Here is a 12,425-nt window from a genome sequence, read left to right as displayed (position 1 = left end):
ATATAGGGCTGACTGACAGATGGCTATCGCAGGCAAGCCAGCTCCCACATTGATATTTCAGTGTTCTTTAGAGTGGTGGCTTGGCCCGGCGAGCCTTGAAGAACTCGCTCAGGACAGCCCCACACTCCTCGGCCAATACCCCGCCCTCAAACAACACCCGATGGTTAAGAAAACCCTGGGTAAAAAACTGCCCCTGGCTTTGCACGATGCCCGCCTTCGGCTCCAACGCGCCATACACCACCCGCGCCACCCGCGAATGCACGATCAGCCCGGCACACATGCTGCACGGTTCCAGCGTCACGTACAGCGTGCTGCCCACCAGCCGATAGTTACTGATCGCTTGTGCAGCAGCGCGGATCGCGACCATTTCGGCATGGGCGCTGGGGTCGTTGCCACTGATGGGGCAGTTGAAGCCGCGGCCGATGATTTCACCGCCCTGCACCAGCACCGCACCCACCGGCACTTCGCCCAATGCAGCACCTTGGGCGGCGAGCGCCAGGGCTTCGCGCATAAAATCCTGGTCGCGGCTGCGGTCGATAATCGCGGCGGGGCGAATCTGGCGCATCACGCCACCTCGATGGCGGCCATCAGGCCGGTTTCCATGTGGTCGATCACATGGCAATGGAACATCCACACCCCTGGGTTATCCGCCACCAAGGCCACGCGGGCGCGTTCGTTCTTGCCCAGCAGGTAGGTGTCGGTGAAGTACGGGATCACCTTGTGGCGGTTGGACGCAAGCACCTTGAAGCTCATCCCGTGCAAGTGGATCGGGTGCTGGTATTGGGTCATGTTCTTCAATTCGAAAATATAGCTCTTACCCTTCTCCAGCTTGGCAATCGGGCGGTCGGCACAGGTCTTGTCGGTGATGTCCCAGGCCTGGCCGTTGATCTGCCACAGGCTCGGCGGCTTGCCGTTTTCGACATTGACCGACACTGAACCGACCCATTCGAAATTGAAGTTGAGTTTCTCGGCATTGGCCAGGTCTGGCTCGGCAACCGGGTTGGCCGGCAATGCCGGTGGCCACAGGGTAGGCGCGTCGGTATTGGCCACCGAGCGGAAGGTGCCAAGGCGCACCGGGCCGTTGCGCAACGACAGTTCTTCGCCCGCCGGTGGCGCCTTGATCGCCAGGCAAATACGCATGCCCGGGCCCAGCCAATATTCCTTGCCCAACGGGCGCGGCTCGATGGGGTTGCCGTCCAACGCGTAGATCTGCGCTTCGACCCCGGGAATATTGAGGCGATAGGTCACAGTGTTATCGAGGTTGAGCAGGCGCACGCGGGTGATTTGCCCAGCCGGCAGGTCGATGACCGCCTGGGGCACCCCATTGATGGTCGACAGACGCCCGGCCGTGCCGCCACGCGCCGCTTCACGGGGGATGCTGAACTCGACAAACCCGCCCTCTTCGTCGATGTGCCAGTTCTTCAGGCTCAAGGTGCGTTCGTACTTGAAACCGGTGGGTTCGCGCTCTTCCACGATCAACGGGCCGACCAGGCCACGGCCGAGTTCTTCGCTGCTGCTCACGTGAGGGTGATACCAGTAGCTGCCGGCATCGGGTACGCGGAATTTATAGTCGAAGTATTCGCCAGGCAGCACCGGCAATTGCGAGACGTAGGGCACGCCGTCCATTTCCAGCGGCAGGCGGATGCCGTGCCAGTGGATGGTAGTGGCGACTGGAAGATGGTTGATAAAGCGCACCCGCAGCCACTCGCCTTGGCGCACCCGCAACTCGGTGCCTGGCGCCGAAGGGCCGAACGCCCAGGCTGGGGTTTTGTGCCCCGGCACCAACTCTACGTCCAGGGGCGCGGCGATCAGCTCGTAATCGTGCCCCGCCTCGGACTCAGCGACTTTCCCCAGCCAGTAGCGGTAGCCACCACCGGCACCGACGCCTACTACGGCCAGGCCAGCAAGACCACCCAGGATTTGTCGACGGGAAAAGGATCGGGACACAACAACCTCGCGTATCTGCCGCAGGCCAAGGGCCCGCAAAGGGCTGATACGATACACCTGCGTCGGCTAAACAGTAAGGCTTCGCATTGCCGCATGCCAAAAACGCCGACGACTCATCATGTGGGAACTGGCTTGCCTGCGATTGCAGTGGGCCAGTTACGAATGCGTCAACTGACACTCCGCTATCGCAGGCAAGCCAGCTCCCACATTGATCTTCATTGTTTATCAGTGCTTGGCAGCGGCCAGAATCAGGGCTTTCATCTCGGCCACGGCGCCTTTGAAACCGACGAAAAGCGCGTGCGCGACCAGCGCATGGCCGATGTTCAGTTCGTTGATGCCCTTGATCGCTGCCACGGCTTCGACATTGTGGTAATGCAAGCCATGGCCGGCATTGACGATCAAGCCTTCGCTGAGCCCGCAGTTCACGCCGTCGATGATGCGTTGCAGTTCGTCGGCCACTTCGGTCGGCGTGGTGGCATCGGCATAACGGCCAGTGTGCAACTCGATCGCCGGGGCGCCAACACGGCGGGAGGCTTCGATCTGGCGTTCGTCGGCGTCGATAAACAGCGAGACTTCGCTGCCGATCCGCGACAGGCGCTCCACCGCGGCCTTGATCCGCGCCTCCTGGCCGGCGACGTCGAGGCCGCCTTCGGTGGTCAGCTCCTGGCGAGTTTCCGGTACCAGGCAGATATGCGCCGGGCGAATGCGCTCGGCGAACGCCATCATTTCTTCGGTGACGCCCATTTCGAAGTTCATGCGGGTTTGCAGCACGTCCTTGAGCAGCAGCACATCGCGCTCCTGGATGTGACGGCGGTCTTCGCGCAGGTGCACGGTGATGCCGTCGGCGCCCGCTTCTTCGGCGTCCAGCGCGGCCTTGACCGGGTCAGGGTAACGGGTGCCCCGGGCCTGGCGCAGGGTGGCGACATGGTCGATGTTGACGCCAAGAAGAATGCGATTGCTGGTGGTCACGGAAGCGCTCCTGAAAAGGGAAAGAATCGGTGCACAGCATACACGGGGATGTCAGGGCTTTCGAAACAACTCGCGACTGACCAGCGGACGCCCGCCCAGGTGCACGGCCAGGGCCTGGCGCATCAGGCGCTTGGCGGCGGACAGCGCACCGGGAGCGTGCCAGTCGGCCTCACTCATGGCCAGCAGTTCGGTGCCCTGAAACAGGCCGGGCTGCAGCAGGTACACGCGCTCAAGCCCCGCATCGACTTGCAGGCGATACATGCCATCGGCGGCGATGGGCTCTCCGTGCAAGTCGTTGGCCAGTTCGAAGCCGTAGCCAAGGTCGTCGAGCAAACGCCATTCGAAAGCGCGCAGCAGCGGTTCCAGCGGACGGCCTTCAGCGAGGGCCAGCAAGGTGGCAGCGTAGTGATCAAAGACTGCCGGGTGCGGGTCTTCGGCGGGCAGCAGGCGGATCAGCAGCTCATTGAGGTAAAGGCCGCTGAATAACGCATCGCCATTGAGCCAGGCAGAGGTGCCAACGCTTTCCAGGCGGCCGACGTTTTTCAGCTCGCCCTTGCCGCGAAACTCCACGTCCAGCGCCACGAACGGCCGCGCCAAGGTGCCCGCCTTGCCCCGCGCGCTGCGCAATACCGCGCGCAGGCGGCCTTGGGGCGTGAGGAAGTCCACCAGCGCACTGGTTTCGCGGTAGGCGCGGCTGTGCAGGACATAGGCAAGTTGGCTGGGGGGGGAGGCGGACATGAGGCTCTCTCGCAGAACGTGAAACAGCGCCGATCCAATGTGGGAGCGGGCTTGCCCGCGATGGCGGCGTCACAGTCAACATCTCTGCCGAATGTTACATCCTCATCGCGGGCAAGCCCGCTCCCACAAAGTTTTGCAGTGTGTTCGAGGCCCGTTACAGGTCGCCGTAGCCCAGGGAGCGCAACGCACGCTCATCATCGGACCAGCCACCCTTCACCTTCACCCACAGGTTGAGCATGATCTTGGAGTCGAACAGCAACTCCATATCCTTGCGCGCTTCGGTGCCGATGCGCTTGATACGCTCGCCCTTGTCGCCAATGATGATTTTCTTCTGGCCGTCACGTTCGACGAGGATCAGCGCATGAATGTGCAAGGTCTTGCCCTGCTGCTTGAACTCTTCGATTTCGACGGTGATCTGGTACGGCAGCTCGGCGCCCATCTGGCGCATGATTTTCTCGCGGACCAGTTCGGCGGCGAGGAAGCGGCTGCTGCGGTCGGTGATCTGGTCTTCCGGGAAGAAGTGCTCGTTTTCTGGCAGGTAACCGGCGATCACGCGCTCCAGGGCTTCGAGGTTGTGGCCGTGCTGGGCCGAGATCGGCATGATCTGGGCGTTCGGCAGTTGCTCCTGCAACCAGGTCAGGTGCGGCATCAGCTCGGCTTTGTCTTCGATACGGTCGGTCTTGTTCAGCGCGACGATCAACGGGCCGGTCACGTATTGCACACGCTCGAGGACCATCTGGTCTTCGTCGGTCCACTTGGTGCGGTCAACCACGAAGATCACCACGTCGACGTCTTTCAACGCGGCCGAGGCGGTCTTGTTCATGTAGCGGTTCAGGGCTTTCTCGCCGCCTTTGTGCATGCCAGGGGTATCGACATACACCGCTTGCACGTTGCCTTCGGTCTTGATGCCCAGCATGTTGTGGCGGGTGGTCTGGGGCTTGCGCGAGGTGATCGCGAGCTTCTGGCCGAGGATGTGGTTGAGCAGCGTGGACTTGCCCACGTTCGGGCGGCCGACGATGGCAACATAGCCACAGCGTGTTGCGGTTGAATCAGTCATGGCCATTCTCCACGCCCAGGGCAATCAGTGCTGCAGCGGCCGCTACCTGTTCGGCAATACGACGGCTCACACCCTGACCTCGGCTTTTTTCGTTCAATAAAGTGATTTCACATTCCACGAAGAACACCCGGCAATGGGGCTCGCCCTGGATATCCACCACTTCGTAGCGTGGCAGTTCGCAACCGCGGGACTGCAGGTACTCTTGCAGGCGGGTCTTGGGATCCTTGTTGGTGTCTACCAGCGTCAGGCTTTCGATTTCCGAGGCCAGCCAGGCGACAACGCGTTCCTTGGCCGTCTCCATCCCGGCATCGAGGTAGATCGCACCGATCAAGGCTTCCAGGGCATCAGCCAGGATTGACTCGCGACGGAAACCGCCGCTTTTCAACTCACCGGAACCCAGCCGCAGGTACTCGCCCAGGCCAAAGCCTCGAGCCAGCACAGCCAGGGTCTCGCCTTTCACAAGGCGTGCGCGCAGGCGCGACAGCTGGCCTTCTCGCGCTTGGGGGAAGCGCTCGAACAGCGCCTCGCCGGCGGCGAAATTGAGGATAGCGTCACCGAGGAATTCCAGGCGCTCGTTATTGCGCCCTGCAAAGCTGCGGTGTGTGAGGGCAAGGACCATCAATTCCTGGTCCTTGAAGGTGTAGCCGAGCTGACGCTCGAGACGACTTAGAGAAACGGTCACGGTTTATCCATATCTAGTTGATGGCACCGGCGGCCATCGACGATTGACGCAGTGTTCAAATTCAAATCCTGATGGGTACCGGGCATCGGAAAATGTCCAAGCCCCAGAAAAGCATTCGGCGCTGTGTTCACAGCGCCGCTTGTATTACTTGATCAGCCCGACCCGCGAGAAGTTCGGCAGGTGGCTGAGCTTGGGTTCCGGCCAACTCATCCAGACCGCGAAGGCTTTGCCGACAATGTTCTCGTCGGGCACCATGCCCAGCAGGTCCTTGGGAATGTTGGGGTCATCCCAGTAGCGGCTGTCGTTGGAGTTATCGCGGTTGTCGCCCATCATGAAGTAATGCCCGGCAGGCACTTTCCACTGGCCATCCGGCATCGCGCGGTAGCGGCTCATTTCCTTGCGGATTTGGTGCTCCACCGCGCCGAGTTTTTCCTGGTACAGCTCGGCGCTGCCCAGGGTATTCGGCTCGGCGCCCAGCAGCTTCTCGGCCACCGACTCACCGTTGATGAACAGGCGCTTGTCGCTGGTGTAGCGCACCACGTCGCCCGGCAGGCCGACCACACGTTTGATGTAGTTGACGTTCGGGTCGCTTGGGTAGCGGAACACCATCACATCGCCGCGCTGCGGGTCACCCACGGGGATGACTTTCTTGTCGATCACCGGTAGGCGAATGCCGTAGGAAAACTTGTTCACCAGGATGAAGTCGCCCACATCCAGGGTCGGTTTCATCGACCCCGAAGGGATCTGGAACGGCTCTACCAGAAACGAGCGCAACACCAGCACGATGAACAACACCGGGAAGAACGACTTGCCGTACTCAACCAGCAAGGGCTCTTTGTTCAGCTTCTCGACCACCACCGCATCGGGCTGGCTGACGCTGCCCTGATAGGAAGCAATGGCCGCCCGACGACGCGGGGCGAAGAACACCAGATCGAGCAACGCCAGGAGACCACAGACGGCAACGGCAATGACCAGCAACAGCGGGAAATTTAGTGACATAGGACCTAACTATCCAACCTGAGCACCGCAAGGAAGGCTTCTTGTGGAACTTCCACGTTGCCTACTTGCTTCATGCGTTTTTTACCGGCCTTTTGCTTCTCAAGCAGTTTGCGCTTACGGCTTACGTCACCGCCGTAGCATTTGGCCAGTACGTTCTTTCTGAGAGCCTTGACGGAAGTCCGTGCAATGATCTGCCCGCCGATGGCGGCCTGGATCGCGACGTCGAACATCTGGCGCGGAATCAGTTCTTTCATCTTCTCGGTCAGTTGGCGACCTTTGTAATGCGCGTTGTCCTTGTGCACGATCAGTGCCAGGGCATCTACCTTGTCGCCGTTGATCAGCACATCCAGTTTCACCAGATTAGCCGATTGGTAACGATCGAAATGGTAGTCCAGCGAAGCATAGCCGCGACTGGTGGACTTGAGACGGTCGAAGAAGTCCAGGACCACTTCGTTCATCGGCATATCGTAGGTCACTTGTACCTGAGTACCGAGGAACAGCATGTCGCGCTGCACGCCACGCTTTTCGATACACAGTGTAATGACGTTGCCCAAGTGTTCCTGCGGTACCAGGATATTGGCCCGCACGATCGGCTCGCGCATGTCTTCGATGGCCGACAGGTCCGGAAGCTTGGAGGGGTTGTCGACGTAAATCGTTTCACCGGTTTTGAGCAGCAACTCAAAAATAACGGTTGGCGCGGTGGTGATCAGGTCCAGGTCGTATTCGCGCTCAAGGCGCTCCTGGATGATCTCCATGTGCAGCATGCCCAGGAACCCGCAACGGAAGCCGAAGCCCAGGGCGTCGGAGCTTTCCGGGGTGTACTGCAACGACGAGTCGTTGAGGGTCAGTTTTTGCAGGGCTTCGCGGAAATCTTCGAAGTCATCGGAGCTGACCGGGAACAGGCCGGCGTAGACCTGTGGCTGGATGCGCTTGAAGCCGGGCAGCACGTCGACGTCTGGCGTGGAGCTCAAGGTCAGGGTGTCACCTACTGGCGCACCATGAATGTCCTTGATGCCGGCGATAATGAAGCCTACTTCACCGGCTTTCAGATCAACGGTAGCGGTGTGCTTGGGGTTGAATACACCGACGCTGTCCACCAGGTGGATCTTGCCGGTGGACTTGACCAGGATCTTGTCGCCCTTCTTCACACGGCCATGGCGCACGCGCACCAGGGACACAACGCCCAGGTAGTTGTCGAACCAGGAGTCGATGATCAACGCTTGCAGCGGATCTTCGTAGTTGCCGGTCGGCGCGGGAATGGTGTGCACCAGGCGTTCGAGCACTTCGTCGACACCCAGGCCGGTCTTGGCGCTGCAGGTGACGGCGTCGGTGGCATCGATGCCGATGATCTTCTCGATCTCTTCCTTGACGCGCTCAGGCTCGGCCTGGGGCAGGTCGATCTTGTTGAGCACGGGCATGACTTCCAGGCCCTGCTCGATCGCGGTGTAGCAGTTGGCAACCGACTGCGCCTCGACGCCCTGGCCGGCATCGACCACCAGCAACGCACCTTCACAGGCCGCCAGCGAACGGCTGACTTCGTAGGTGAAGTCAACGTGGCCAGGGGTGTCAATGAAGTTCAGTTGGTAAGTGATGCCGTCTTTGGCCTTGTAGTACAGCGTGACGCTGTGGGCCTTGATGGTGATCCCGCGCTCGCGTTCGAGGTCCATGGAGTCCAGTACCTGGGCTTCCATTTCACGCTCGGCAAGGCCGCCGCACATCTGGATAAATCGATCGGCCAGCGTCGACTTGCCATGGTCAATGTGGGCGATGATGGAGAAATTGCGGATATGACTCAAATCACTCACGGATCAACACTCAAAAAGGCTGCAGGCAGATTGCCCGCTGAAAAATAGCCGGGAATTGTACCTGATGCTCAGGCCAGACGTCATCTTTGCTGACCAATACAAAAAAGCCCCACTTTAATGGGGCTTAAAACTGTAGGAGCGAGCTTGCTCGCGAAAATCGCCAACGATAACGCGCTTATTCTGGATAAACGCGGCGTTTCGCAGACTTTCGCGAGCGCGGCTTCAACCCGCCCGGCGCAGCAGCCAGAACCCAGCCACGGCACAGATGGCCGTAGGCACCAGCACCGCAAACAGCGGCGAGAAGCCGAATACCAGGCTCGACGGCCCAAGCAAATCCTGGGCGATGCGGAAGGTGAAGCCCACCAGCACGCCGGTAAATACCCGTTGGCCCAGGGTCACGGAGCGTAATGGCCCGAAAATGAAGGAAATCGCCATCAACACCAAGGCGGCGGTAACCACCGGCTGCAAGACTTTCACCCAGAACGCCAGCCAGTAGCGGCCATTGTTCAAACCCTGCTCCTTGAGGTAGTGGATATAGCTCCACAAACCGGAGATCGGCAGGGCTTCCGGCACCATGACCACGGTATTGAGCAATTCCGGCTTGAGGGCGATATCCCACTGTTCGGTCGGCACGTTGACCACTTCGGTGCTGGACTGGGTGCCCTGGCCCACGTTACGGAAGTGCGTGGTGGTGACGTCGCTCAGTTGCCATTGCTCGCCACTGTACTGCGCGCGCTTGGCGAAGCTGGACGACAGCATGTGCCGTTCTTTGTCGAAGGTGTAGCGGGTCACCCCGATCAACAGGCCACCCGGCTGCACGGCATTGATGTGGATGAACTCGTCACCTTGGCGGTGCCACAGGCCATGCTTGGCGCTTTGCGCATCGCCCGAACCCTGGGCCAGGGCGCGATTGGCCTGGGCGGTGGCTTCGGCCGGTGGCGCGACGTACTCACCGATCAGCACGCTGCACGCCATCAGCAGCAGCATCGGCTTCATCACCGCCCAGACGATACGGCCGATAGACACCCCGGCGGCGCGCATGATGGTCAGCTCGCTGTTGCTGGCCAGGGTACCCAGGCCGATCAGGCAACCAATCAGCGCGGCCATTGGCATCATGTCGTAGAGACGACGCGGCGCGGTCAGTGCGACGTAGCTCAGCACGTCCGTGACTGTGTAAGTGTCAGTAACGTTGCCCACTTCATCAATGAAGGCGAACAACAAGGCCAGGCCGAGGATGATGCCCAGTACCGCGAGGATGGCGATCAGTACGCTAATGCCGATGTAGCGATCAAGCTTAGCCACGGGCCAACTCCTTCAGGCCACGACGGCTCTTCATTTTCAAACGGATAGGTTCCCAGTAGAGCAGCCCCAGGCCGATCATCAGGAAAACCCCGTGCACCCACCACAGGCCCAGCGCTGGCGGCAACTTGCCCTTTTCCAGGGAACCACGGGCAGAAATCAGGATGGTCAGGTAGGCCATATACAGCAGGATCGCCGGCAGCAACTTGAGGAAACGCCCTTGGCGCGGGTTGACGCGCGACAGCGGCACGGCCATCAAGGTCACGATAAACACCAGCAGCGGCAGGGACAGGCGCCATTGCAACTCGGCGATGGAGCGCAACTCCGGGCTGCCGAACAGCGATGAGGTGGGCAGTGCGTCGCGGTCGGTGACCTCGTCACTGATCTCGGCCTTGGGCAGCATGACGCCGTAGGTGTCGTACTTGATCGCCCGATAATCCGCCAGGCCAGGGCTGCCGTCGTAGCGGTAGCCGTTTTCCAGGATCAGGTAGCGGTTGCCATCGGGGCGGATTTCCTGGCGACCGCTGTCGGCCACCAGGATGGTAATGCCACGGTCTTTCTGGTTCTGGCCGAGGTTCTTCTGGGAAATGAACACGCCGCCGAGGTTGGAACGGTCGTCGGTCATGGTTTCGGTGTAGGTCACCCGCGAGCCGTCGCTGAGCGCCTGGAAGCGACCGGGCTCGAGGGTGTCGAACTCCGTCATCGCATCCTGCTTGTTCAGCAGCAGCTGGAATTGCATGGCCCCCTGGGGCGCCAGGCTCATGCTCAACCAGGCCACCACCAGGGCAACACCGGCGGCAGGCACCATGGTCATGGCCAGCAGGCGCTGCTGGCTCATGCCGGTGGCCGACAGCACGGTCATCTCGCTTTCCAGGTACAGCCGGCCATAGGCCAGCAATATGCCGAGAAACAGGCCAAGCGGCAGGATCAACTGCAGCATGCCGGGCATCCGGTAGCCCATGATCAGGAACAGTGAGCCCGGATCCAGGGCGCCAGCGGCGGCTTGGGCCAGGAACTTGACGAAACGACCACTCATGATGATGACCAGCAACACCGCACTCACGGCACTCAGGGTCAACAGGACTTCGCGGGACAGATAACGGAAGACAATCAAACCAGACACTCCAGGGTTGTCAGGCTAAGGCGGCCAAACAAGCAAGCATACCGAGTCGACCCGTTTACCACGGGCCGGCTAAAAAGATGGCGCATTATCCTGTGATTGACCGCGCCTGTCACGGAGCTTACTCATGCGCACGCACAAAGCGTGCGCCAAGGGTTGTCAGGCTCCGCTGGCGAGGTTCAAACTGCGGCCTTTGTCGCTGGCGGTTTACAACGCTGCCGAGCTTTAAAGCCGGAGTACAAGCTCCCGGCTCACAGACCTTGATAAGGGACCCGAAAATGGAATTGGTTGTAAAAAGCGTTAGCCCCGAAACGTTGAAAACCGCCACCCTCGTGGTCGCTGTCGGCGAAGGCCGCACACTCGGCGTCGCCGCCAAGCAACTGGACGAACTGAGCGGCGGCGCTATCAGCGCAGTGCTCAAGCGCGGTGACCTGGCCGGCAAGGTCGGCCAGAGCCTGCTGCTGCAGAGCCTGCCCAACCTTAAAGCCGAGCGCGTTTTGCTGGTGGGCGTGGGCAAGGATGCCGAACTGGGCGACCGTCCGTTTCGCAAGATCGTCAGCGGTCTCCTCACCACCCTCAAGGGCCTGGGCGGCAGCGATGCGGTGCTGGCACTCGATGAAATCGTGGTCAAGGGCCGCGACAGCTACGGCAAGACCCGACTGCTGGCTGAGTCGCTGGTGGACGGCGGCTATATTTTCGACCAGTTCAAGAGCCAGAAAGCCGAACCCCGCGCCCTGAAGAAAATCACCCTGCTGACCATCAAGGCTGCCCAGGCTGAAGTCCAGCGCGCCGTCACCCACGCCCAGGCCATCGCCAACGGCATGTCGTTCACTCGCGACCTGGGCAACCTGCCGCCGAACATCTGCCACCCGACGTTCCTGGGCGAACAGGCCAAGGCACTGGGCAAAGAGTTCAAGGGCTTGAAGGTTGACGTGCTGGACGAGAAGAAGATCAAGGACCTGGGCATGGGCTCGTTCTATGCCGTGGGCCAGGGCAGCGACCAGCCGCCACGCCTGATCGTGATGCAATACAACGGCGGCAAGAAGTCCGAGAAACCTTACGCCCTGGTAGGTAAAGGCATCACCTTCGATACCGGCGGCATCAGCCTCAAGCCGGGCGCCGGCATGGACGAGATGAAGTACGACATGGGCGGCGCCGCCAGCGTGTTCGGCACCCTGCGTGCCGTGCTGGAACTCAAGCTGCCGATCAACCTGGTGTGCATCCTGGCCTGCGCCGAGAACATGCCGAGCGGCGGCGCGGCTCGCCCGGGCGATATCGTCACCACCATGAGCGGCCAGACCGTGGAGATCCTCAACACCGACGCCGAAGGCCGTCTGGTGCTGTGCGACGCCCTGACCTACGCCGAGCGCTTCAAGCCCCAGGCCGTGATCGACATCGCTACCTTGACCGGTGCCTGCGTGGTTGCCCTGGGCGCCCACACTTCGGGCCTGCTGGGCAACAACGACGAACTGATCGAGCAACTGCTCAGCGCCGGCAAGGCCGCCGACGACCGCGCCTGGCAACTGCCGCTATTCGATGAGTACCAGGAACAGCTCGACAGCCCGTTCGCCGACATCGCCAACATCGGTGGCCCGAAAGCCGGCACCATCACGGCGGCCTGCTTCCTGTCGCGCTTTGCCAAGAACTTCAACTGGGCTCACCTGGACATCGCCGGCACGGCCTGGACCAGCGGCGGCAAGGACAAGGGCGCCACTGGCCGTCCGGTGCCCCTGTTGACCCAATACCTGCTGGATCGCGCCAAGGCTTAAGCGGCCCCTGCGCCTCTTTGTAGGAGCGAGCTTGCTCCTA

Annotated in this window: 11 protein-coding genes; 1 reads left to right on the top strand and 10 read right to left on the bottom strand. The window is 61.1% G+C overall.

The features are described from left to right. Positions 1-67 precede the first annotated feature (67 nt). From tadA to lptF, 10 genes are all read right to left on the bottom strand, one after another. A complete protein-coding gene (gene tadA, locus RHM69_RS27265; RefSeq protein ID WP_019817664.1) occupies positions 68-565 on the bottom strand; it encodes a tRNA adenosine(34) deaminase TadA in 498 nt (165 codons plus the stop codon). Continuing rightward, complete coding sequence (locus RHM69_RS27260; protein ID WP_032872908.1) at positions 565-1,947, bottom strand: multicopper oxidase family protein; 1,383 nt, start codon at positions 1,945-1,947, stop codon at positions 565-567. The genes tadA and RHM69_RS27260 overlap by 1 nt, the downstream gene beginning before the upstream one ends. A 225-nt stretch (positions 1,948-2,172) precedes the next feature. After that, the gene (pdxJ, locus tag RHM69_RS27255) at positions 2,173-2,916 is read right to left on the bottom strand and encodes a pyridoxine 5'-phosphate synthase (protein ID WP_014717076.1); all 744 of its coding nucleotides are present in this window, start codon (positions 2,914-2,916) and stop codon (positions 2,173-2,175) included. 51 nt (positions 2,917-2,967) lie between these two features. After that, on the bottom strand, positions 2,968-3,654 hold the full coding sequence (gene recO / locus RHM69_RS27250) for a DNA repair protein RecO (RefSeq protein ID WP_019817662.1): 687 nt from the start codon (positions 3,652-3,654) through the stop codon (positions 2,968-2,970). 154 nt (positions 3,655-3,808) lie between these two features. Further along, positions 3,809-4,711: a GTPase Era gene (gene era, locus RHM69_RS27245; RefSeq protein ID WP_005785147.1), complete on the bottom strand. Its 903-nt coding sequence runs from the start codon at positions 4,709-4,711 to the stop codon at positions 3,809-3,811. Then, positions 4,704-5,393 (bottom strand): ribonuclease III, encoded by a 690-nt coding sequence (gene rnc / locus RHM69_RS27240; protein ID WP_003188856.1) that lies wholly within the window; start codon positions 5,391-5,393, stop codon positions 4,704-4,706. Before rnc ends, era begins: the two co-directional genes overlap by 8 nt. Before the next feature lie 144 nt (positions 5,394-5,537). Beyond that, positions 5,538-6,392, bottom strand: coding sequence for a signal peptidase I (lepB, locus tag RHM69_RS27235; RefSeq protein WP_003188855.1), 855 nt, complete (start codon positions 6,390-6,392; stop codon positions 5,538-5,540). Between the two features lie 5 nt (positions 6,393-6,397). Beyond that, positions 6,398-8,197, bottom strand: coding sequence for a translation elongation factor 4 (lepA, locus tag RHM69_RS27230; protein ID WP_003188853.1), 1,800 nt, complete (start codon positions 8,195-8,197; stop codon positions 6,398-6,400). A 222-nt stretch (positions 8,198-8,419) separates the two neighbouring features. Then, positions 8,420-9,499 carry an LPS export ABC transporter permease LptG gene (lptG, locus tag RHM69_RS27225; protein WP_003188851.1) on the bottom strand — a complete coding sequence of 360 codons (1,080 nt, stop codon included), beginning with the start codon at positions 9,497-9,499 and terminating at the stop codon, positions 8,420-8,422. Next, positions 9,492-10,610 (bottom strand): LPS export ABC transporter permease LptF, encoded by a 1,119-nt coding sequence (gene lptF / locus RHM69_RS27220; RefSeq protein WP_003188848.1) that lies wholly within the window; start codon positions 10,608-10,610, stop codon positions 9,492-9,494. Before lptF ends, lptG begins: the two co-directional genes overlap by 8 nt. A 284-nt stretch (positions 10,611-10,894) precedes the next feature. Here lptF and RHM69_RS27215 point away from each other — a divergent pair, with 284 nt between their 5' ends. Continuing rightward, a complete protein-coding gene (locus tag RHM69_RS27215) occupies positions 10,895-12,385 on the top strand; it encodes a leucyl aminopeptidase (RefSeq protein WP_038449029.1) in 1,491 nt (496 codons plus the stop codon). Positions 12,386-12,425: the final 40 nt, after the last annotated feature.

The sequence above is a fragment of the Pseudomonas sp. CCI1.1 genome, assembly GCF_034348165.1.
In the GTDB taxonomy this organism is placed as follows: Bacteria; Pseudomonadota; Gammaproteobacteria; order Pseudomonadales; family Pseudomonadaceae; genus Aquipseudomonas; species Aquipseudomonas paracarnis.
The sequence above is the reverse complement of the archived record's forward strand: the minus strand, read 5'-3'. Positions and strand labels throughout refer to the sequence as shown.